The following is a 23,700-nucleotide window of genomic DNA, read 5'->3' on the forward strand; positions in this document are numbered from 1 at the left end:
CGGCTCTGGCGAGAGGCCGCGACACGGTCAGTAGACCCCGCCTTGCTCCTCGACGAAGTTGGTCATGTCCCCGGTGTCCTGCGCAGCGGCGGCCGAGCGTGCCTCGCGGGCACGGCGAATTTCGGAAACCAATGCATCGCGCCGCCGAGTGAATTCATCCTCGGCCGTGTACTGGCGCGGCTCGGTATCCGGCTTGAACGCCTCCCAGATCACCGCCGCCTTGGGATCGTCGCTGGGCTCCACGCCCATGACCTGCTTTCCAGTCACGCGGTCGATCCGGACCATGCGAATACCGGCAGGGGCGATGAACGGCTGCATGGACCAACGCGGCCGCGTGGACTCGACGACCTGCTTGAAGATCGGCGCCGCGATCCGACCGCCCTGTGCATAGCCGCCCAGCGAGCGGGGATTGTCGTATCCGATATAGACGCCGCCGACATAGTCCTGCGTACCGCCGACAAACCAAACGTCGGTCGGACCGTTGGTGGTGCCGGTCTTGCCGAACATCGGCATGTTCAGTTCACGCAGGCGCACCGCGGTGCCGCGCGTCACGACGCCTTCCAGCATGTGGACGACCTGATAAGCCGTCGGCGCATCGAGCACCTGCTTGCCCCGGCGATCGACGCGCGGCATCGGCTTGCCGTCCCATTCGGGCATGTTGCAGCTATCGCAGCGCCGGTTGTCGGACTTCCAGATGACCTTGCCGCTGCGGTCCTGGATATAGTCGATCGGCGAGGACTGGAACTGCACGCCGTTGTTGGCGAGCGCGGAATAGGCGTTGACCATCCGCGCCACGGTCGTCTCGCCAGCACCCAGCGCGAACGAGAGGTAGGCCTTGTAATCGCCGATGCCGACGTTGTGGAACGTCTTGATGACGCGCGGCATGCCGGTGTCGTTGGCAATGCGGACCGTCATCAGGTTGCGCGACTGCTCAAGACCCCAGCGCATGGTGTGGCTGCCCGCCCCACCCTCGCCGCCAAAGTTGCGGAAGCATTTGTCGCCCAGAGCCGCGCCTTGATAGACGCAGAAGGTACCGTCGAGCACCTGGGTTGCCGGGGTCATGCCGTACTGCAGCGCGGTGGCATAGACGAACGGCTTGATCGTCGAACCGGGCTGACGCTCGGCCTGCACGGCACGGTTGAAGGAATCGAGTCCCGCATCGAAGCCGCCCTGCATGGCGACGATCCGCCCGCTGCCCGGCTGCTCCATCATCATGCCGCCCGAGACATCGGGGATCGTGCGCACCGCATACGTTCCCGCAGAAACCGGCGCTGCGGCGATGAGATCGCCGGCCTTGGCGGCATCGGGCACATTGGTGAGCGCGGACACGTTGCCATCGGCAAAACCGATCCGTCCGGCGCCGCCCGAACGGTCGAGAATGACGCCGACACGCCAGTCCTTGTAGTTGATCGTCTTGTTGGCGACGATCAACTCGGTCTGCCAGTTCTCGAGATCGTTGATGTGCGCGATCGGATGCGCCCAGGCACGGCCGCCCTGATAGTTCAGCAGTCCGGCGCGCAGTGCATCGCGCACGGCCTTCTGCATCTCGGTATCAAGCGAAGTGCGCACCCAAAGGCCGCCCGCGTATACGCTGTTGGGGCCGTCCTCGGCCTTTTCGCCATACTGGTCGATCAACCGGCGGCGGACTTCCTCGATGAAATAGGCATTGCTCGTGTCGTAAGTCTCGACACGGCGTGGAATGAGGCCGAGCGGCTTGGCCTTGGCAGCCTCCGCCTCGGCGCGGGTCGCCCAACCGTTGCTGACCATCTGGTCAAGCACCCAGTTGCGACGGGTGATCGCCATTTCCTCGTATTGCTTGCGCCCGTAACGCTCCGGCGCCTTGGGAAGGATGGCGAGGAACGCGGCCTCGTGCAGATCGAGTTGGTCGACATCCTTGCCAAAATAGGCACGCGCCGCCGCCTGCACCCCGAAACTCTGGCGCCCGAGCGGGATCTCGTTGAGGTAGAGTTCGAGGATCTGCTGCTTGTTGAGCACGCCCTCGATCCGGCGAGCGACGATCATCTCCTTGAGCTTGCGCGTCACGGAGTATTCGTCGCCGATCAGGATGTTCTTGGCGACCTGCTGGGTTATCGTCGAGCCGCCCCTGGCGCGACCTCCGGTACCGAACTTGGCCGCGTAATCGACCACGGCGCCGGCCAGGCCGCCAAAATCGACGCCGCCATGCGTCCAGAAGGTCTTGTCTTCGGCCGAGAGAAAAGCGTCGATCAGCTTGGGCGGAAAGTCGACGAACCGCAATTGCACGCGGCGCTCTCGCGCATAGCTGTAGACGATGGCGCCATCGCCGCCGCGCACCATGGTTGGCAGCGGCGGTTGATACTCGAGCAGCTTGTTCGCATCAGGCAAATCATGGGCGACAACTACGTAGAGCCCGCCGAACGCGATCAGCCCAGCACCCGCGACATAACCGAAGCGGCGCAGCCACTTACGCTCACGCCACGCTTTGCGCAGGCCTGCAAAGCGACCGGAAATGGCGGCACGGGCGCCGCGACGCAGGCGGAAGTGGGCATCCTCGGGGGTCTGCTCGGCGCCGTTTTCGCTGATATCGTCAGTCATTACGACCGCCCTCTAGCATGGGGATTTTGCGCTAGGCCAGACTGGAGACGACCCGCCGCGCGCTTTTCACGTTCGACGATGCCCATCCGTCACGCCTTTATCACGCCCCGACGCGCCGCGCGAACCAGGCGCGAACGGCATTGGCAGCCACCTGGGCCAGTTGATCCTGCCCCTGTTTCGACGTCAGGAAACGGGCATCGTCAGCGTTGTTGATATAACCGGTCTCGAACAGCACCGAGGGAATATCGGGCGCCTTGAGCACGGCGAGCGCCGCCGTCTCGATCTGGTCGCGGTGCAACCCGACACCGGCGTCGCGCATCTCGCGCAGCAACAGGTTCGCGAACTGGCTAGAACCGGCTTGAGAACCGCGCTGCGAAAGGTCGAGCAGGATCGCACCGACATCCTCACTGGTTTTTGCCAAGACCACGCCGTTGACCTTGCCTGCCTGATTCTCGCGCGCAGCAAAACGCTCCGCCGCCTCACTGGACCCTCTTTCCGACAGGACGTAGACACTGGCCCCGCGCGCAGTATCACCCTCAGCGCTATCGGCATGGATCGACAGGAACAGGTCCGCGTTCAAGCGCCTGGCAATGTCGGGACGGTCACCCAAGGCGATGAAGCGATCAGCATCGCGCGTCAGGGCGACGCGCACACCGCCGCCCGCCAGCAGTTTCCGGCGGATCGCCTGCGCGATCTGAAGCGCCACCGTCTTTTCCCGAACGCCGCCATTTTCCGCCCCTGCCCCCGGATCGAAACCACCGTGCCCGGCATCGATGACCACCAGCGGGCGGCTCGCATCGGCAGGACCGTCGACGCGCGGCAGATCGACCGGCGCATCGACGGCAGGCAAGTCGAAACGAACGACGTAATCGAGATCGCGCGCCGAGATCACCAGCCGCGGATAAAACACCGGCAACGCCGCCAGCAGCGCCATCGGCGCTGAAAGGAGCATGATCCACTGCATACGGCGCGACATGGAACAAATGACTAAGTGCGACGCAACCGCCGGGCAATCCTGCATGCATATGCTTTTCCCCGGATATTGCCCCCGCAGGGCGAGGAATGAAAGCATCGCCGATCAACCAAGCTGGGCCAAGCTCGTCCTCCGGCGCTCGGCCGCCTATCCAAGACCCCGGCAGCCGCCGGCGGGACTCGGCAGGGAGCCTTGCCGCAAGCGCAAGGAAAGCACGGCAACACGCTTGCCGTGCAAGGTCATGAATGCTAGGCCCTTCAGTTCCGGGGCAATAACGCTTCCGGTTCTCGTAATCCCGTCGATGCATGCCTACATGCCGCCGGCACAGGACCGGAAAAGCCACAAGCCCGGGCGCCAGAACCGGAAGAATTTCGTCCGGCACGAACAGGTTGACGCGAGAGATGAGAAGCCAATTGCCGCCCTGCCAGCCGACGCCCGAACGGGCGCGCATGGCGTGGCCGCAATTTTCCGCGTGTCTCATATCGCCACGCGAACTCGCTCTCGCAGACACGCTCACGTCCCGAGGGACGACAGACAAGAGAGTCGCAATCGGAGCGGCACTCCGCTCCGACTTCATCTTTATCCCGCTCCGCAACGAGGCGAGCCCTGCCGCATCCGGCAGTTTCGCATCCGGCAGGCATCACGCCATCCTTGCGGACACCACTGAACAGGATCGCGCCGTCACCGCCCCAGAGGCCGGGACCGAGCGCGCATGGAGAATACACAATGGCAACGCGCATGCTCATCGATGCGCGCCACCCGGAAGAAACGCGGGTGGCGGTACTCAAGGGAAATCGCATTGAAGAGTTCGATTTCGAATCGGCCGACAAGAAGCAGATAAAGGGCAACATCTACCTGGCGAAGGTCACTCGCGTGGAACCTTCGCTCCAGGCGGCATTCGTTGACTTCGGCGGCAACCGCCACGGCTTCCTGGCCTTCAGCGAAATCCACCCCGACTACTACCAGATCCCCAAGGAGGACCGCGAGGCCCTGCTGGCGGAAGAAGCCGCCCACGCCGAGGAAGAAGCCGCGCTGCGTGCATCGGAAGGTGATGACGAAGACGAGGAGGGCGGCGAAGGCTACGACGGCGAAGGCTATTCCGACGGCGGCCTGACCGAAGTCGACACGTCCGAAAAGGATCACGTTGCCACCATCGAGGACGGCAACGTCGAGAACGGCTTCGAAGCCGCCGAAGAAGAAGCCGCCGAGGAAGACAGCTCGGGCCGCGGTCGTCGCGGTCGTGGACGCCGTCAGGGTGGCCGCAGTGGTGGCCGTTCGAAGGAAGCGGACGAACTGCGCGCCAAGCGCATGGCCCTGCGCCGCCGTTACAAGATCCAGGACGTGATCCACCGCCGCCAGGTGCTGCTGGTCCAGGTCGTCAAGGAAGAGCGCGGCAACAAGGGCGCCGCCCTCACCACCTACCTCAGCCTCGCGGGCCGCTACTGCGTGCTCATGCCGAATTCGAGCCATGGCGGCGGCATCAGCCGCAAGATCAGCTCGGCTTCGGACCGCAAGCGCCTGAAGTCGATCATCGCCGAGCTGGAACTCCCGCGCTCGATGGGCTGCATCGTGCGCACCGCCGGTCTCCAGCGCACCAAGACCGAGATCAAGCGCGACTTCGACTATCTCGCCCGCCTCTGGGACGAACTGCGCGAACAGACGATGCGCTCCGCCGCACCGGCGCTGATCCATTCGGACAGCGACCTGATCAAGCGTGCCATCCGCGACATCTACAACCGCGACATCGAGGAAGTGATCGTCGAGGGCGAGGAAGGCTACCGCGCGGCCAAGGACTTCATGAAGCTCCTGATGCCGAGCCACGGCCGCAGGGTGAAGCCTTACGCCGATCCGGTTCCGTTGTTCCAGCGCTTCGGCGCTGAAGACCAGCTGACGGCGATGTATGACCCTGTCGTGCAGCTGCGTTCGGGAGGCTACATCGTCATCAATCCGACCGAGGCGCTCGTCTCGATCGACATCAACTCGGGCCGCGCCACCAAGGAGCACGGCATCGAGCAGACCGCCGTCGCCACCAACCTCGAAGCCGCGCAGGAAATCGCCCGCCAGCTTCGCCTGCGCGACATGGCCGGCCTTGTCGTCATCGACTTCATCGACATGGAGTACGGCTCCAACGTCCGCAAGGTCGAGAAGGCGATGAAGGAAGCGCTCAAGAACGACCGCGCACGCATCCAGGTCGGCCGTATTTCCAGCTTCGGCCTGATGGAAATGAGCCGCCAGCGCCTGCGCACCGGCGTTCTGGAAGCAACCACCCGCTCCTGCCCGCATTGCGATGGCACCGGCCTCGTCCGCACCGCCAGCTCGGCCGGCCTTTCCGCGCTTCGCCTCATCGAAGACGAAGCCGCCAAGGGCAAGGGCATCGTCGTTTCGCTCTTCGCCTCGACCGAAGCGGCGATCTACCTGCTCAACGCCAAGCGCACAGACCTTGCCGACATCGAGGAACGCTACGGCGTTGCGGTGGAAGTGATCCCCGAAGGCGAGAACGAAGGCGCAAAGATGCGTGTCGTCTCTTCAGGTCCGCGCAACGAGTTCGTGCCCCGCTTCGAGCCGATCGCCGAAGACGTCGAGGATGATTTCATCGACGACGAGGAAGAGATCGAGGAAGAAGAGCGCGAGGAAGCGCGCAGCCGCGACGAGGACGGTGATGGCGGTTCGCGCCGCAAGCGCCGCAAGCGCCGCCGTGGCCGCAACCGCCGCGACGAGCAGACCTCGGAAGACACTGAAATCGAAGCCGAAGGCGACGAGGAAGCAAGCGAAGCCGAAGACGAGGTCGAATCCGACGACGACGCGGGCCCTGCCAGCGAAGGCAACGGTGACGACGACGAATCCGAAGCGCCGCGCAAGCGCCGCCGCCGTGGTGGTCGCCGCCGTCGCAATCGCCGCAATGGTGAGAACGGCGAAGGCGAAAACGCCGGCGATTCGGCCGAAGGTGACGATGGTGACGAAGCACCGGAGGTTGAAGCTGCACCTGCGGCAAACGCCCCGGCTGTCGAGGCCTCCGTTGCAGAAGCCGCAGTGGAAACCGTTGCGGAAGTCGTGGCCGAAGTGACAGCACCCGAAGTGGAAGAAGCCCCGAAGCCGAAGAAGCGCGCTCCACGCCGCAAGAAGGCAGAGACTGCAGAAGTCGAAGCACCTGCCGTGACCGAAGCGGTTGCGGAAGAAGCACCGGCTCCGGTCGCCGAAAAGCCGAAGCGCACGCGTCGCAAGAAGGCCGAGCCCGCCGAAGCGGTTGCCGAAGTCGCAGCCGAAGAAGCTCCGGTTGCCGAAAAGCCAAAGCGCACGCGTCGCAAGAAGGCCGAGCCCGCCGAAGCGATTGCCGAAGTCGCAGCCGAAGAAGCTCCGGTTGCCGAAAAGCCGAAGCGCACGCGTCGCAAGAAGGCTGACCCGGTTGAGCCCGTTGCCGAAGCCGTGGCGGAACCCGCCGCCGAACCGGCTACAGTGGAAGTTGCAGAAACCGCCGACGAACCCGCCGCACCGCGTCGTGGTTGGTGGCAGCGCACCTTCGGCGAATAATGCCGTTGGATCTGCTGCCGGCAGATCCAACACCTGAACAAAGCTCCGCATGGCAACATGCGGGGCTTTTTCATTATGCTATGGGCCTTTGATCCGCCCCCGTCAGGCCAGTGAACAACGCTCCGTGGTCGGGTCGATCACGCTTGCGACCTCGGTGATGCGTGTCGCCGGGAAGCCGGACAGTTCGGCATGCCTGCGAATCTGCCCCTCGTTCTCGGCCAGATAGATGCAGAATGTCTTGTCGGCAGCGACGTAGGAGTGTTCCCACTGCACACCCGCGACCTTCGCGAGCGCTTCATTCGAAGTCCGGGCCGCGCCGCCCAGTTCCGACTCGCTCATGCCGCCAACCCCCGGGAGATCACGTTCAATTACAAATCGCTTCATCATGGCCTGAACCTTTCCCATGCCAAACCCCGCCCTTTCCTGTGGGCGGAGCCATCACCCCACTGGCATTCTACCCTCAAACAACAGCGTTTCCGTGCGAGAATTTGGTCAAGTCCGTGACATTTGCGCCCGCCCGGGCGCTTGCAATTGTCGTCACGGCACTTGCAATCCGCCATGGCGTGCACACTTGCCCTTGCTACGCGCCGCACAATCGCTAGAGGGAGGTCAACTGTCGCGGCTCATGCCGCAGTGCAAGATCACGGGGATTCTTTCATGGCGACCTTCACCCTCCCGGCCAACAGCAAGATCAAGAAGCAGGGCAACGTCCACAAGGCCGAAGGTGCGACGCACGCCAAGAAGTTCACCGTCTACCGCTACGACCCGGATTCGGGCGAGAATCCGCGCTACGACACGTTCGAGATCGATCTCGACAAGTGCGGCCCGATGGTTCTCGACGCGCTCATCAAGATGAAGAGCGAACAGGACCCCTCACTGACCTTCCGCCGCTCGTGCCGTGAAGGCATCTGCGGCTCCTGCGCAATGAACATCAACGGCAAGAACGGCCTCGCCTGCACCACCGCGATCGAGGACCTCAAGGGTGACATCCGCATCACCCCGCTGCCGCACATGGAAGTGATCAAGGACCTCGTTCCCGATTTCACGCACTTCTACGCGCAGTACGCCTCGATCCGTCCCTGGCTGCAAACCGTCTCGACCACGCCTTCGGGCAAGGAACGTCTTCAGAGCCCCGAACAGCGCGAAAAGCTCGACGGCCTCTACGAGTGCATCCTGTGCGCCTGCTGCTCTACTTCGTGCCCGAGCTACTGGTGGAACTCCGACAAGTTCCTCGGCCCGGCCATCCTTCTCCAGGCCTACCGCTGGCTGGCCGACAGCCGCGATGAAATGACCGGCGAACGTCTCGACGAGCTGGAAGATCCCTTCCGTCTCTACCGCTGCCACACCATCATGAACTGCGCCAACGTGTGCCCCAAGGGTCTTTCGCCCGCACGCGCCATCGCCGAAATCAAGAAGATGCAGGCCGAACGTCAGGTCTGATCGACCTGACTGCCGGCCCCGGATCTCTCGTGATTCGCATTGACCCAGCGCGACGCCGGCCCGATTTTCGGGCGGGCGAGCGCCGCGTCGTCGCCGTCGCGACTATCCGCAAGCACGCCCTGCCATGACTGCCATGCTTGAACGCTACGAAACGCTGGTTGCGACCGGCGAGCTTCGCTCCGACCCGGAGCAGGCTGCTGCCGCGCAGCGTCTGGATCGCCTCCAGCGCGAGCTCTACAAGGCCAACGCGGCCTCCGGGCTATTCGGCAAGCTTCTGGGCAAGAAGGCAGCCCCGCCCCGCGGCCTCTACATGTGGGGCGGCGTCGGACGCGGCAAGTCGATGTTGATGGACCTGTTCCACAACACGCTCGACATGCCTGAAAAGCGCCGCATCCATTTCCACGCCTTCATGCTCGAAGTTCACGCGCGTCTGCGTGAAGAACGCAAGAAGGAAACCGGCGACCCCATCCCACCGGTTGCCGCCGCGATCGCACGCGATGTGCGTTGCCTCGCGTTCGACGAGATGGTCGTCAACAACTCTGCCGACGCCATGATCATGAGCCGGTTGTTCACGCACATGATCGTAAACGAGGGCGTGACCATCGTCACCACCTCGAACCGAGCACCAAAGGACCTCTACAAGAACGGCCTCAATCGCGAGCATTTCCTGCCCTTCATCGATCTGATCGAGAAGGAACTGGACGTGCTGACGCTCAACGGCCCGACAGACTATCGCCTGCACCGCCTCGGCGGCATGGCCACCTGGCATTGCCCGCTTGGTGAGGAAGCCACGAACCAGACCCGCGAAGCCTTCTACCGCCTGACCGACTATCCCCCGGAGGATAGCGAGCACGTGCCGTCGGCCGAGTTGGATGTCGGCGGCGGCCGCTTGCTACACGTCCCCAAGAGCCTCAAGGGCGTAGGCGTTTTCAGCTTCAAGCGCCTTTGCGGCGAGGCCCGGGGTGCGGCCGACTATCTGGCGGTTGCCCGCGCCTACCACACGGTGATCGTCGTCGGCATCCCCAAGATGGGGCCCGATCGCCGCAACGAAGCCGCGCGATTCGTGACGCTGATCGACGCTCTGTACGAGCACAAGGTCAAGTTGATCGCTGCAGCCGACGCCGTTCCTGAGGATCTCTATGCCGCAGGCGACGGACGCTTCGAGTTCGAGCGCACTGTCAGCCGCCTCAACGAGATGCAGAGCGCGGAATATCTCGCCAAGGGGCACGGGGAAGACTGACCGCCGGCGGGACGACAGTCCATGCGTCCTGCAATCCACCACCGATCGCCGAGCCGGATTGAGGGCATTGTGCTGGCGTAGTGCCAGCAAGGTAGCAGCACCTCGATGATGCTGCGTTACGCCCACCCAGAACACATATAGGCAAGATAGTCGGACAGGCGGTTAACCACGCTTTCCAGTTTGCGCCAGAAGCGCAATCGCCCCGCATGCCGAGAGGCAATGGCGTGATTTTCCGTCAGACTGCGGAAGTCTCTCTCGGGCCAAGAACAGGTCCAATCCTACACGCAATCGGTGCGCGGCCTTTGAGGCTAGCAGTTCGGCAACCTGTCAACCGGCGCGCAAAACTGACCCCCTATCGGCGCCCAATATTGACCCCACCTTTCGGTAGTCTGGCGGTTATCCCGGTAGTCGATAGGAGGGGCCCACGGACGACGACGCGCACCGTCAGGTGTGCTGGCGGCGGCGTCCGTGGGAGGTCCCTGTTGACCCACCGGGTTAACCGCCGGGGATGGGGGTCCGGGGGAAGGGGTTTTCGGCTCAGTTCCGGTTTTTGAACCGCCAGCTGTCATTGCCCGTCTCGATGATGTCGCAGTGGTGCGTGATGCGATCGAGAAGAGCGGTGGTCATCTTGGGGTCGTGGAAGACGCTCGGCCATTCGCCGAAGGCGAGATTGGTCGTGATAATGACCGAGGTCTTTTCGTAGAGCTTGCTGATCAGGTGGAAGAGCATCTGGCCACCGGACCGGGCGAACGGCAGGTAGCCGAGCTCGTCAAGCACCACGAGATCAAGCCGCGAGAGTTGGGTGGCAAGGCTGCCGGCCTTGCCCAGGCGAGCCTCTTCCTCAAGCCGGTTCACCAGATCGACCGTATTGAAGTATCGGCCTCTGGCACCGGCGCGCACCACTGCGGCGGTGATGGCGAGAGCCAGATGAGTCTTGCCCGTGCCTGTTCCGCCGATCAGCACGATATTGCGCCGTTCCGGCAGGAACGAGCCCGTATGAAGCGAGCGGATCAGTCCTTCGTTGATCGGCGTGCCATCGAACATGAACCCATCCAGGTCCTTGATCGCCGGAAGCTTGGCTGCGGTCATGCGATAACGGATCGATGCCGCATCCCGGTGCGCCGTCTCCGCACGCAACAGGTCGCCCAACATCTCCATGACCGTTCTGTCTCGGCGGATGCCGTTGGTGACGGCATCATCGAAGGCCGCCACCATGCCCTTGAGCCCCAGCCCCTTGAGGGCGGCCATGATCTCATGCCGCTGCATCGAGGTCTCGCACGGTATCGTAGCGGCCGCAGTTCGCCTCTGGCGGATGCTTGAGCTTCAGGTTGACGACGACGTCCATAGCCTGGGCATCATGAGGCTCGCGGCGACGGGACAGGATGTTGAGGATGATCTCGTCGCTGATAGTACCGGCGCTGAGTGCCTCGCGCACTGCGGCCTCGACAGCCTCCAGGCCATCTTCGGGGACAGCGGCGAGGACGCGTACAAAGCGCCGGTCGGCATCGTCGCCCTTGCCCAACTTACGCCGCAATTGGGCCAGTGCAGGTGGGAGAGCCCAGTCCTGGAAGGGAGCACCATTGCGCAACGCACCGGGCTTGCGGGCGAGGATGGGCAGGTAGTGCCATGGATCGAAGATTGTCTGGTTCCGGCCGAAGACCCGTTCGTGTTCGGCCACGACAGCGCCGTCGCAGCGGATCACGATGCGCGTTGCATAGGCCCGCACCTGCACAGCCTGATGGGCCGCCTTTGCCATCACCGAGTACCGATTGCGATCGAAGCTCACGAGGCACGTCGAACTGGCTACGTGTTCGCTCTCGAAGAACCCGTCGAAGGGAACCGGTAGCGGTTGCAGCATCGGCCGCTCCACCTCCAGCGCCTGCGCGATCGTCATGCCTTCCTGGTCAGGATGCTGGTTGCGTTCCGCCCAGCGCCGGCACTCGGCTTCCAGCCAGATGTTCAGTTCCTCGAGGCTGGCAAAGCGCAGGCGCGGCTTGAACAGGCGCTCCCTACTGGTCTGAACCTGGTTCTCGACCTGACCCTTCTCCCACCCTGCGGCAGGACTACAGGCCACCGGCTCAACGCGATAGTGGTCCGTCATGATCAGAAACCGCCGGTTGAACAGGCGTTCCTTGCCGGTGAACACCGTCGTCACCGCCGTCTTCATATTGTCGTAGATGCCGCGCGTCGGAATCCCACCGAAGAAGGCAAAGGCGCGGGCATGTGCGTCGAACACCATCTCTTGCGTCTCGCGAGGATAGGCACGGACAAATGGTGCCCGTGACCAGCAAAACCGCATATGCGCGACCTTCACGCGCATTGGCTTGCCGGCGATCTCGACGTCCTCATGGCTCCAGTCGAACTGGTAAGCCTCGCCGGGCCGGTACATCAACGGGATGAACGCCTTGGTCATATCGCCGGCGTCAACGCGACGCTCACGCTTCCAGCGTGCAGCATAGCGCCGCACAGCGTCATAAGAGCCGCCAAACCCTTCGCGCTGAAGCAGATCATGGATCCGCGTCATGCGAAGCCGGTCACGCCGGGGCAGCCCTTCGTTCTCTTCAAGCAGTTCTTCCAGGCGAGTGCTGAAAGGGCCGGTCTGCGGCCGATGCTGTTCCTTGCGCTCGTAACTGGCATCCGCGTTCGGCGCCCGGATCGCCTTGCGCACCGTGTTGCGCGACAGCCGCAAATCCCGCGCTATCGCCTTGATCGGCTTACCGTCCCGGTGCTCCCGACGGATCCTCGTAATCGTCTCCACAACCAACATCCCTGTACCCGCCGTCCGGAACCGAAACGGCGGCGCTTCTCACAATGAGATGAAGGGGGTCAATTTTAGACGCCGATCACCCCGCTAAGGGGGTCAATTTTGCACGCCGCTCCACAGGCAACCATCCTGACGGCGTCATTGGCCCTTGCCCGCAATATCGCAGCCTGGTGTTTCCTGCGACAATCGCCAGTTTCATGTCGCGTAAACACGCTACCGATTGGCCGCCGAGAGGCATCGCGCCAATCAGCGCATTCCTCTCAACCGATTCGTTAAAATATTGAAACGCCCCTCCCGATCCGGCCTTTGGGAAGCGTCTCCGCGCTTCAATGGGGTTAACGCTGCTCCCCCCGGTTAACGATTCTCCGCCCCCAGACCAATTACGCGCAAATCGGGAAAACGCTTGCCGCACGCATTCATCACCTCAGGCCCAAGCAAAATTAAAGCGCCCGATCCGTTTAGGAGGGCGCTGCCTGAAGGTGGTATTCATGAGATAGGATGGAGGACAACGCCTCGAAATTTCCCAGAATTCCGTCAATTTTTATTGATTTAGTTACGGCGTTCCACGGTTATTACCGTGAAACGCCGCAAAGTACTTAAAGGATTAACGGCCGCCGAGGCCGCCCCAGTACCAGCTGTAAAGACCCTTGGTCATTGTAGTTACCCCATGTGAACCACCGCTGTTTCGCGGCTGACACAATGGATAACAATAGGTTAAAGGGTCATCAAGACTTTTTTAACCAGTTCGCCTCGCTTCCCGCTCCTTGATTTCAGCCAGCAAATCCCGGAATGGGACGGGACGACAGACGTAGTATCCCTGAATGGTGTCGCAGTTCATGCCCTTGAGAATCTCGAGAGCGGCAAGGGTTTCCACGCCTTCAGCGACAACAGTGCGGTCCTGCGAGTGCGCCATCTCGACGATCGACTGCACCAGCAGGAGATCCTCCTTGTTCGCCTCCATCGCCTGGACGAAGACCTTGTCGATCTTGACTTCCGTGGCCGGCAGATAGCGCAGGTAGTCAATCGTCGCGTTGCCGGTTCCGAAATCGTCGATCGAGAGCCGCAGCCCTGCCTGGACAAGCTTCTGCAACATCTGAAAAGTCCGCGAGCTGCGATCGAGACGATCAGTCTCCGTGATCTCCAGCGTAAGCTTCTCCGGCTCAAGCCCATGGACGGCAAGAATCTCGAGAATCGTGCCCGGCAAGCCCGGATTGCGCAGCAGCTGCGCCGAAATATTAACCGACATCGAGAGTTCAAGGCCCTGACGACGAAGCTCGACGGCGGCACGAACGGCATCGTTGACAACAAAGCGCGTGATACGCTCGATCCGGTGGAATTCCTCGGCGATGCGAATGAACTTGTCCGGGCTGATCGGCCCGCGTTCGGGATGCGTCCAGCGCACCAGTGCCTCGGCACCGGTCACGCGATTGGACGCGACGTCCAGCTTGGGCTGATACGCGACCCATACCTCGCCATTGTCGATGGCGCGGTCGAGTTGGGTCAACAACGAGATTTCCCAACGGGCCTCATGCTTGTGGCTGTCGTACTTGTAGACGAGTTCATCGTTGCGAACCGCCTCCTCGGCCGACTGCATGGCACTGGCGACACGGCTCGACACCGGGCGGTCGAATTCGGAATCAATACCGCAGTTGAACGACAGGTCGATGTCGAGCCCGCCGACCTGAATGCCGTTCTGAACGATGCGGTGGAGGCCCTCGAGATTCTCGAACAGGTCGAAGGTACTGCGGATGGTCGACAGCCAGAGGAACATTCCGCCTTCGTGATAGACCACCACCTGGCTGTCGCTGATGCGGATGCGCCGGACGATTTCGTGCGCGATCTGGGCCTCGACCTCGCCTGCGAAACTGCCAATAATCGCCGAATAGTTGCGTATCTTGAGCGCCACCAGGATGCGGCTCGAAACGGCGTCATACTTGCGCAGTACCTGCACGCTCGGCAGGCCGGACCCTGCATTGGTTTCACCCGCGACTTCCACCTTGTCGAGATGCCGCATCCGGAAGACCGCCACTGCCGCCATCGCGATTGCGGGAACGATGTCGATCTGAATGCGTAGCCCGTCGAGCGCAAGCGGCGCAGCCACAAGAATGGCCACAAGCCCGGTAAAGCGATAGATATCCAGCGAACGCCCGCGGCCGACGCCGGTAATGATCACGACCAGCACTAGCAGAAACGCAGGAAGCCATCCCAATTCCAGCGGGACACCTTGCTTCAGCGTCTCCGCCGCAATCGCATGGAAAAACGCCCCCGGCGTATAGCCCTGCGTGGGCAGCGGATGAATGTCATGATAGACGTCCGCGCTTGGCGCGATAATGATATCCTTGCCGCGCACGATCCGCGGATCGGCACGCCCCTTCATGACATCGACGTAGCTTACCGTGGGTATCGTTGTATGATCGATCGAATAGTCGGGGCGGAACACGCGATCGATCGAACCGGACACACCGGCAATCCTGGCCGCCAATCCCGGGATCTTGCCGATCGGGCTGTCCGACGCGAAGGGAAGGCTCATGCTGAGATTGAACGGGTGGTTGAGCGCCAGCAGGGACACGACGTCGACGTTCGCCCGGAAAGCCGCTGCCGGGACCATGCCGGCATAATTGCCATGGGCACCATCGCTGCTGGGCAAGGCACCCAGAAAGATCCTGCCCTGATTGGCCTTGAGCGTGTCGATAAAGGCGTTCGTGCCCTTATCCTCATTGATGTAGGCCAGCGTCCGATCGAAAAACACGCGCTTGGCACCGCTCGCAAAGAGGTTGCGTACGGTCGCCGCATCCTGTCCGCGGGTGATGTCGTAAGTGCCCAGTTCCTGGAGCGTCCTCTCGTCCTGCAGGACGATCACGATCTGGCCATCGGATGGATGGCTGCGCAACATCGTTCGTCCGTTGACGGCGACGTCCTCCAACGGCAACCCGACTTCTGTGACGCCAAACAGCACTCCGGTGAACGCCGCCCAGAAAACGATCCTGAACCGAGGGCTTTTCCAGATCTTGGCTAGGCGCGCGAGCAAGTCAGCCATCGGTACTCTCACCCATGGCTGCATCGCGCACGGTTTCGCGAGGCGCGAGATATACGCGCTGTTGCGTCCGACATTGGCGACCTACTGTCTTCATGCACGTCCCGTGATGAGGCCTGGACACTCGACCTAAGCCGAAGATCCTAAGAATAGGTTAGGTTAATCCACGTTCACGATGATTGGTGACGATGCATGATCGCGCCCACCACGCAACTGCCCGCAGGGTGAACATCCCCATGGAATTGCTTGGCAGGCGCATGTTCTAGGCGATTCCCAAACCTGCAAGGGACTTATCCAGCATCAGAAGTTGCCACAGGAGTCTCGAATGGTCCGAAACTCCACCGATATGCGCCTCGGCAAGTTCAGAAATACGCCGCGAATCGAACCACCCTGTGCGGGTGAGTGCCGCACTGGCGGCAATATCGCGGGCCGCTCCCGCCAAAGGTCCGCGCAGCCATTGCGCGATCGGCGTTACGAACCCCTGTTTGGGACGGTAAAGAATAGGATCGGGAAGCACGCGGCGCATCGTCCGCTTCATCAGCCACTTGCCCTGCCCCCCTTGCACGCGCATCGCTTCGGGCAGGCTCGCGGCAAATTCGATCAGACGGTGGTCCAGCAACGGCTCGCGCGCTTCCAGTCCGACTGCCATGCTCGTGCGGTCGACCTTGGTCAGGATATCGCCGGGCAGCCAGTGCTTGAGATCCGCATACTGCGCGCGGTCCAGCCCGGACCGCGCAGGTGCATCTCGCATGAGCTGCGTCACCCCGTCCTCGGCACGATAGTCGCCCCGCAAGCGCTGAAACGTCTCGGAATAGAGCGTTTCGCGCAGTTCCGGCGACGTGACACCGATGGAGCGCGCGTATCCGGTAGCGCTGTCCGCTGCGAGCGAGAGCAGCGTCGCCTTGGCCCGCAACGGCCGCGGCGCCCAATCCGCCTTCGGCCAAGCCCGTCCGAGCGCGCCGAACACGGGACCGCGCAGTCCCTGCGGAAGCAGCGCCCGCACCCGATCCTCGCCATGCTGGAACACGTGCCGACGGTAGCCGGCAAAAGCCTCGTCCGCCCCATCTCCCGAGAGGGCAACGGTCACCGATTCGCGCGCCAGCTGGCAGACCCGCCAGGTCGGCAAGGCCGATGCGTCGGCGAAAGGCTCGTCGAACATCGCGGCAAGGCGGTCGATCGCCGTAAAATCATCCGGCGAGACCCGCCGCGACACATGATCGGTGGCGAACCTGCGGGCCACTTCGTCGGCATAGGAACTCTCGTCCAGCGCCGCGACATCAAAACCGATCGAGCAGGTTTTCACCGGACGGGCACTGACTTCCGCCATCAGCGCCACCACGCTGGAACTGTCCACCCCGCCCGAAAGGAATGCGCCCAGCGGTACATCCGCCACCATGCGCGATGTGACGGCCTCGCGCATCAGGTAGAGCAATTCGGCCTCCAGGTCGGCGACCTTGCCCTTGCGGCGCTCGGCAAACGAAACGTCCCACCACTGCACGGGCTTCGGCACCGGGCCGCCATGGCGCAGCAGCAACGAGTGCCCGGCCGGCAACTTCGAAACGCCCTTGAGGATCGCGCGCGTGTCGGGCACGTGGCCCCAGGCAAGGTAGTCCTCGACCGCCAGCGGATCGACCTCGCGCCGCAGCAGGGGATGCGCCAACAGGGCCTTAAGCTCCGAACCGAAGACCAGGCTCCCATCGCTCAGCGATGCGTAGTGGAGCGGCTTCACGCCCAGCCGGTCGCGCGCCAGGAACAGCGTGCGAGCGTCCAGATCGTAAATGGCGAAGGCGAACATGCCGTGGAGGCGTGTAACGCACTCGGGGCCCCAGCGCTGCCACGCCGCAAGAATGACCTCGCTGTCCCCTTCGGTACGGAAGTGCACCCCATGGCCTGCCAATTCGCGGCGCAATTCCCGGAAATTGTAGATCTCGCCGTTGAACACCAGCATCGCCCGGCCGTCGAGCGAGGCCATCGGCTGGGGAGATCCTTCAAGGTCGATGATCGACAGCCGGCGATGGCCAAGCGCCACGCCGGGTGCGGTCCATATCCCCTGCCCGTCCGGCCCGCGATGGGCTATCGCGTCGCACATGGCCTCGACCCGCGCCGGATCAACCGGCTTGGGCGTTTCGAGATGGTAGATACCGGCTATCCCGCACATAGGCGCCGTGCCTAGCGGAGCTTGGCGGTGCGGTCCATCCAGGGACCGGGGGAACCCGTCGCCGCAAGGAACCGGCCAATCGCGTCCGCAGCACGAGGACCATGATGGCCTTCTTCGGCGGAAACGATGAGCATGGCAGTCGGACGCGCCCGCAGCAGCAGATGGTCGGCGATTACCGCCAGCTTGAGGCGCGAGTTGCTCCCGGTCGTCACCGGGCCGGTGCGATACCACGTCACCGCCAATCGCTCGACCGCGCCATGTCCCAGCAGGCGCTCGCTGCGCGCATCCGCGAAGTCCGGCCCTTTGCCCTGCCAGGCCCAGGGACTGGATGGCATGAGCGCCCCTTCCCCGAAACCGCCAGCCTCCCGCCCCTCGCCCTGCCCGGCATAGAGTGCATAGAAGACGTCCACGGCATGCCCCCTGTCATCGGCATAACGTCCCAACAGGCGGTGGCCTGCGCCGCCCGCACGCGGCTCCCACCAGATCGTCGGGGCATAATCGACGCGGTGCCATCCCGGAACTTCGGGCAAGTCTATGGCCGCAGGCAGCGGCGCCGCCAACCGCTCTGCCATTACCGCCCAACACAGGACCGCACCGACCAGAGCAGCCAGACCAAGCAACGCACCTGTCGCGGCAATGGTTGCGGTCGCCATGCGGGACAGGAACGGACTTGCCCCGATGCGTGCGGCATCGATCATCGGCACGTCAAGCGGCCGATCGAAGAAACGCCAGCCTCCGGCAATCACCGCAGCAAGCACCAGTGCGAAGAATATCCAGCCATAGACGATATGGTCAAAACCCGCGGCTTTCTGGGCGCCCACGAACTGCGCCGCATAGATCGTTCCCCATGCCCGCGCGCCGTTGGCAAGGATCGGCACGACAATACAGGCGCCCATGAACACCAGACGCCGGCGCCAGCGAACGAAGCACACATTCGCGGCCAGCGCACCAAAAGCAAACATCGCGATCAGGAACTTCACGCCCGAGCAGGCCTCGGCCACTTCGAACAGGCCTGCCGGAGTATCGATGAAAACGCCGTCGATCCGGGCCGGAATGCCCGAAAAATGGGTAAGTGCAACGGTGATCTTGGCTGTCACCGTTTGCAGCACTTCGACCAGTTCCTCGCCGAAAGGAACCAGGAGAGCCATGTAACAGAGTGGAAACAGCAGCCCCGCCGTCACTTGCGGCCCCAGCAGCAGGGGAACGACCGCCCCCAAAAGCGCTACCGCCCCCGCCTGCCGCGCCAGGTCGAGCCCCGAAATGCCGCCCAGCAACCACACGAAGGCAGCGCCTGCCACGACAAGCAGGCCGGGCCACCAGCACGAAGGCGTCAACCGCGCGAGTTCGCCGCGCCGCTGCCAGACCAGCCAGCCAATGATCGGCGGGATCAGCAGAACATGATTGTAGGTCGATATGTCCCACCACTGACGGGCCATCGCGGTCCAATCGGCGTGAAAAACCGCCAGCAGCGCCAGCCATGACGCGGCCAACCGCAGGAGCGCCTTGCGCCATGGGGCGGGTATTGCCTGCAGGAATGAACGATTTTCGAGCGGCATCGTCTCAGGCGGCATCGCTGATGCCCGGCTTGCTCAAGCCCAATAGCGCGGGAAGCCCTGCAAGCGCAGCGGGCCATCCGGCGTGGGCGTCGACCCACCCTCGCGCCGCAAGGCCGATGCTGCGCGCCCGCGACGGCGCACCGGCCAGCGCGCAGATCGCTTCTGCAAGGGCAGCATCGTCGGTTCCAACCAGAAATTCCCGGCCATCCTGCGCCCCGATACCCGTGGCTGCCCCCGGCGACAGCACCACCGGCAAGCCCATGCTCATCGCCTCGAGCACCTTGTTCTGCACGCCGCGCGCGATTTCGAGCGGCACCAGCGCCATGTCGGCGGCTGCCAGGAAAGGCCGCACGTCGGCGACACGCCCCCAGATGCGGATGCCGTCCTGCCCGTCATGGCGGGTCAGAGACGGCGGGGGATTGCGCCCTACGACATGGAAGCTTGCGCCAGGAAAGCGCTTACGAACCAATGGCATGATCCGACTGATCGCCCGCTCTGCGGCGGCGATGTTGGGCGCGTAGTCCATCTGTCCGGTAAACACGAGGCGCGGCGCGGGCCAGCCCGCCATCGCCGGTTCCGGTATGACCGCGGCGGGATGGTAGACCGCGCTGTCGATCCCGTTGCCCAGTGCAGCGACCGCGCATCGCGGATCATCAAGGCGCTGACGGAACAGGGCAGCCTCGGCTTCGCTGACCAGTAGCGTGGTGTGGGAGCGGCGGGCGATCCGGCTTTCCTCGGCACGCAGCAGGCGGCCTTCACGGCGTTCCATCCAGGCCCGGAAACCTCGTCCCGCAGCGCCATAGGCCTCGAACTTGGCCGAATCGACATCGACCAGATCGGCGATCACGCGGCCGGAAAAACCATCGGGTACATATTGCCCCATCTGCCCGGAAAACAGATAGATAGCACCGATCGGACGCGCCTGGAGGGTCTTTTCCACCCAGCGTGCCATGCGGCGGTCGCGAAACGCGGTGACGCTGATCGGCAGCCCGCCGGCCAACGCCTCAAGCCCCGCGACCGGCAGGGATTTGCGGCGTTCGAGCAGCAGGTGGCTGGTCGCCATGGCCGCCAGATCGCCTTCGCAGGCGCGGTCTTCGGGGTCATCCGCAAAGCAACCTAGATGCACCTGAGCCAGGGCTGAAAGGCACCTAAGCACGTGATGGGAGCGGATCTTGTCACCGCGATCGGGCGGAAACGGGATACGGTGGGCGAGGAACAGGATTTCCATCATCCGATCCCCCGGGCGATCAGCGGCCCCAGCCGATTGGCCACCGCAAGCGGCAATTTTTGCCACAGCCTGATCTGCAACGAGAGCCCGGCACTGGTTGGATCGGCATCGCGCTTTTTCGCGCCCGGGGCCGTCCAGTTGGCGTAGCTCAACGGCTCGGGTTCGAAGCCCCAGTTGCGCTTGAAATGATAGGCCCCGCTGCCGGTTTTCGAGCGGCCGAAATCGAAATGGCTGCAGCCGCGCGCGCGGGCGTGTCGCATGAGTTCGAAATACATGCGGTCGTTGGCGCGCAGCCCTCGTGCGGCATGGGTGCCGCCGCCCCAGTAGGGCATTGCGGCGCCGCGGTGATAGAGCGTGATAACGCTGGCCACCGGTTCTCCGCCATGGCGCACGGTGAGGATGTCGGCATCGTCTCCAAAACCGTCGATCACCGAATCGAGCAGCGCGCGCGGGAATACCGGAGTGCCGAGATTGCGATAGCTTTCAGCAAAGACGGCATAGTGCGCCGCCCGGTCCCGCTCGCCGCGGCCGGTCTCGATTTGCAGATCGCCCGCCAGGCCCTTGCGCACTTCCGCCCGCTGCTTGCGGGGAATGGCGAGCAATTCGGCCTCGTCGTCCGCCGCCAGCGCGCGCGCGAAGTTGCAGTGGCTTTCGCGCTTGTGTGTCCAGCCGCCGAGGGCTTCGGGCAGCACGCCTCCGCGCAGTTCGATCGACGGGCACGCGAGGCGCAGCGCCAGTTCCTCCAGCGCCGCAAAGACCGCCCCCTCGTCCGCGTCCGGGGTGGTCAGCAGGCCGCCGCCGACGGCAAAGCCGCTGGAGGCGAGCAGGCGTCCGAAGACCGGCGAATGGATGGCATCGAGCGGCAGGAAAGCAACGATCTCGCCCCCGCGTTCCTGCACCAGAGCCAGCGCGCGATTGCCGGTGGCGCGGGCCACCGAGACGAACCAGCAGGGCCGGTGGAACGCGGACGCACCATGATGCCGGGCGAGAAAGCCCTCGATCCGCGCCAGTTCGCCGGGATCGTCGAGATCGAGCAGGCGCATGCTGCCTGGCAGCACGAAGGGCGCGTTCATGCGGCCAGCGCCGTCGCCCGCAGGGCTTCACGCGCGGCCAGTTCGTCCATCCGGCCCCAGCGGAATTCCCCCACCAGCCGCCGCAGCTTGTCGGCCATCACGCCGAGATTGGTATAGTGGCGCAGCCGCGAGCGCAGCGGCGCCTTGTCGACACGCGGCTGGCCGGGATCGATTTCCCAGGGGTGAAAATAGAAAATCGCCGGGCGCCCCTCGCCATTCACCTGCCGGATCGCCCAGCGCGAGAAACCATAAGGCAGCACCCGGAAGAAACCGCCGCCGCCCGCCGCCAGCCGGCGCCCGGCGAACAGTGCCGTGGTCACCGGGATTTCAACAAAATCGCGGCCGGGGAGCGGATGGAACGCAAACCGCGGCGCCTCGCGCCAGCCGTAATGATCGTGCACGACCGGCGCGACGCTGGAGGAATAGCGGTAGCCCTGCTCGGCCAGCACATCGAAGGCCCAGGGCGTGCGCGCGTCGATCGAAAAGCTCGGCGCGCGGTAACCGGTGACCGCCGCGCCCGCCGCATCCTCGATGGTGCGGCGGGCGCGCGACAGGTCTTCCCCGAAGCGGCGCGCGTCCATGCGGAACACGCGCTCATGATCCCAGCCATGGCTGGCGATCTCGTGCCCCGCCTCGACGATGCGCCGCACGACCGCCGGATGGCGCTCGGCGATCCAGCCCAGCGTGAAGAACGTGCCGACAACGCCCGCCTCGGCAAAGAGCGCCAGGATCTCCTCGCAGTTACGCTCGACGCGGCAGGGCAGCGAAGGCCAGTCCGCGCGGTCGATCACGGTCTCGAAGGCACCGACCTGAAACCAGTCCTCGACATCGACCGTAAGCGCATTGACCGGCCGCGTGTCCGTCATGTCTCGCACTCCGTGTGCTCTGTTCTCGGGTGCCGTCAGGCGGCGGCGCGTTGCTCGCCGCCCTCGAACCATTCGATCAGCATCGTCAGCATGTGGCGCAGCGTGGCCTCCTGCTCCTCGATCCGCGCTTCAAGGCGGGCGATGTGCGCCCGGGCATCGGCAAGCTGCTCCTGCAGCGCGGCAGCCGGCGTGCCGTCGGGCGCCGAAGCACCGCTTTCGGATGCAACCCGACGCGCATGTTCGGCAGAAGCGGCGACTTCCAGCACGGCCTGCTGCAGTTCGTCGATCTGGGCATCGCGGTGCGCCAGCGCCGCTTCGATCATCGCCGCCGCCGCCGCCGCGTCGAGGCCGGAGACGACTGGCGCCTGTGCGACCTGTTCGGCTACGGTAGCGGCCGGCGCCGCCTGAAGCGGTTGCGCCGCCCTGGCCTGGGGAGCGACCAGCGCGATCGCGCCGTCGTCATCCAGTTCGCCCAGCACTTCCTCCAGCATCGCCACCTCGATCCGCGAACGCTGTTCGACGGCGCCGAGCAGCAGCAGGCGGTTGAGCACCTGGTTGATCCGGCGCGGGATGCCACCGGTGGCGGCATGGATGCGGGCGTGGACCGCCTCGTCGAAGCTCGGGCTGCCCTGCCATCCGGCACAGGCAAGACGGTGCTCGATATAACCGCGCACTTCCCCGGCGGTCATCGCGGTCAGGTGATGGGTCGCGATCACGCGCTGGCGCAGCTGTTCGAGCTGGTCGCTTTCAAGCAGCAGCTGGCGGAACTCCGGCTGGCCCAGCAGCAGGGTCTGCAGCAGCGGATGCGCGCCAAGCTGGAAGTTGGACAGCATGCGCAGTTCCTCGATCGCCGCGACCGAGAGGTTCTGTGCCTCGTCGACGATCAGCAGGCAGCGCCGTCCGGCCCGTGCCTCGGCGTGGAGGAAACTCTCGATCGCGCCGAGCGCCGAGGCCTTGTCATGGCCTTCGACCGCCAGCCCGAAGGCCTGTGCGACGACATGGACGATCTGCTCGCCGTCGAGCGCGCTGGTCACGACCAGCGCGGCGGTGAGCCGCGCGGGATCGATGGTCGCCATCAGGTGCGCGACCAATGTCGACTTGCCCGCACCGACTTCGCCGGTGATGACCACGAAGCCCTCCCCCTGCGCCAGACCGTAGCCCAGGTAGGACAGCGCCTTGCGGTGCGTCGCGCTCTCGAAATAGAACGCCGGATCGGGGGTGAGTTGGAAAGGCCTCGCCCTGAGCCCGTAGAAGTCTTCGAACATT

General features: G+C 64.0%; 15 protein-coding genes. 3 read left to right on the plus strand and 12 right to left on the minus strand.

Going from position 1 to position 23,700, the window contains the following annotated elements; all coding sequences use genetic code 11:
- Positions 1–27: 27 nt before the first annotated feature.
- The gene (locus tag DM450_RS09110) at positions 28–2,574 is read right to left on the minus strand and encodes a penicillin-binding protein 1A (RefSeq protein ID WP_142634208.1); all 2,547 of its coding nucleotides are present in this window, start codon (positions 2,572–2,574) and stop codon (positions 28–30) included.
- A gap of 100 nt (positions 2,575–2,674) precedes the next feature.
- The gene (locus DM450_RS09115) at positions 2,675–3,550 is read right to left on the minus strand and encodes an N-acetylmuramoyl-L-alanine amidase (RefSeq protein ID WP_142637683.1); all 876 of its coding nucleotides are present in this window, start codon (positions 3,548–3,550) and stop codon (positions 2,675–2,677) included.
- Positions 3,551–4,273: 723 nt separating this feature from the next.
- Between DM450_RS09115 and DM450_RS09120 the strand changes: the two genes are divergently transcribed.
- Positions 4,274–7,075, plus strand: a complete 2,802-nt coding sequence (locus DM450_RS09120) for a ribonuclease E/G (RefSeq protein WP_142634210.1) — start codon at positions 4,274–4,276, stop codon at positions 7,073–7,075.
- A 102-nt stretch (positions 7,076–7,177) separates the two neighbouring features.
- On the opposite strand, the gene DM450_RS09125 is transcribed toward DM450_RS09120, so the two are convergent.
- The gene (locus DM450_RS09125) at positions 7,178–7,480 is read right to left on the minus strand and encodes a DUF4242 domain-containing protein (RefSeq protein ID WP_312846173.1); all 303 of its coding nucleotides are present in this window, start codon (positions 7,478–7,480) and stop codon (positions 7,178–7,180) included.
- Positions 7,481–7,732: 252 nt separating this feature from the next.
- On the opposite strand from DM450_RS09125, the gene DM450_RS09130 reads away from it, so the two are divergent.
- The gene (locus tag DM450_RS09130) at positions 7,733–8,515 is read left to right on the plus strand and encodes a succinate dehydrogenase iron-sulfur subunit (protein ID WP_142634212.1); all 783 of its coding nucleotides are present in this window, start codon (positions 7,733–7,735) and stop codon (positions 8,513–8,515) included.
- A gap of 124 nt (positions 8,516–8,639) precedes the next feature.
- A complete protein-coding gene (gene zapE, locus DM450_RS09135; protein ID WP_142634214.1) occupies positions 8,640–9,755 on the plus strand; it encodes a cell division protein ZapE in 1,116 nt (371 codons plus the stop codon).
- A 537-nt stretch (positions 9,756–10,292) separates the two neighbouring features.
- Here the strand turns inward: zapE and istB are convergent.
- The 9 genes from istB to DM450_RS09180 all read right to left on the minus strand — a co-directional run bounded on the left by istB (position 10,293) and on the right by DM450_RS09180 (position 23,699).
- Positions 10,293–11,021, minus strand: a complete 729-nt coding sequence (istB, locus tag DM450_RS09140; RefSeq protein WP_013831348.1) for an IS21-like element ISSsp4 family helper ATPase IstB — start codon at positions 11,019–11,021, stop codon at positions 10,293–10,295.
- Complete coding sequence (gene istA, locus DM450_RS09145) at positions 11,008–12,522, minus strand: IS21 family transposase (protein ID WP_142632652.1); 1,515 nt, start codon at positions 12,520–12,522, stop codon at positions 11,008–11,010. The genes istB and istA overlap by 14 nt, the downstream gene beginning before the upstream one ends.
- A 733-nt stretch (positions 12,523–13,255) precedes the next feature.
- Complete coding sequence (locus DM450_RS09150; RefSeq protein WP_142634215.1) at positions 13,256–15,556, minus strand: EAL domain-containing protein; 2,301 nt, start codon at positions 15,554–15,556, stop codon at positions 13,256–13,258.
- Positions 15,557–15,815: 259 nt separating this feature from the next.
- Entirely contained in the window at positions 15,816–17,711 is a 1,896-nt protein-coding gene (locus DM450_RS09155; RefSeq protein WP_142634217.1) for an XrtA/PEP-CTERM system amidotransferase, read from the minus strand.
- A gap of 11 nt (positions 17,712–17,722) precedes the next feature.
- Positions 17,723–19,282: an exosortase A gene (xrtA, locus tag DM450_RS09160; RefSeq protein ID WP_260610351.1), complete on the minus strand. Its 1,560-nt coding sequence runs from the start codon at positions 19,280–19,282 to the stop codon at positions 17,723–17,725.
- Complete coding sequence (locus DM450_RS09165) at positions 19,272–20,498, minus strand: TIGR03087 family PEP-CTERM/XrtA system glycosyltransferase (protein ID WP_142634219.1); 1,227 nt, start codon at positions 20,496–20,498, stop codon at positions 19,272–19,274. Before DM450_RS09165 ends, xrtA begins: the two co-directional genes overlap by 11 nt.
- Entirely contained in the window at positions 20,495–21,568 is a 1,074-nt protein-coding gene (locus DM450_RS09170) for a FemAB family XrtA/PEP-CTERM system-associated protein (protein WP_142634221.1), read from the minus strand. The genes DM450_RS09165 and DM450_RS09170 overlap by 4 nt, the downstream gene beginning before the upstream one ends.
- Complete coding sequence (locus DM450_RS09175) at positions 21,565–22,434, minus strand: XrtA system polysaccharide deacetylase (protein WP_142634222.1); 870 nt, start codon at positions 22,432–22,434, stop codon at positions 21,565–21,567. Before DM450_RS09175 ends, DM450_RS09170 begins: the two co-directional genes overlap by 4 nt.
- Before the next feature lie 35 nt (positions 22,435–22,469).
- Positions 22,470–23,699, minus strand: coding sequence for an XrtA/PEP-CTERM system-associated ATPase (locus tag DM450_RS09180; protein ID WP_142634224.1), 1,230 nt, complete (start codon positions 23,697–23,699; stop codon positions 22,470–22,472).
- Position 23,700: the final 1 nt, after the last annotated feature.

Origin of the sequence: Sphingomonas sp. IC081, assembly GCF_006874585.1 — a bacterium.
Classification (GTDB): Bacteria; Pseudomonadota; Alphaproteobacteria; order Sphingomonadales; family Sphingomonadaceae; genus Novosphingobium.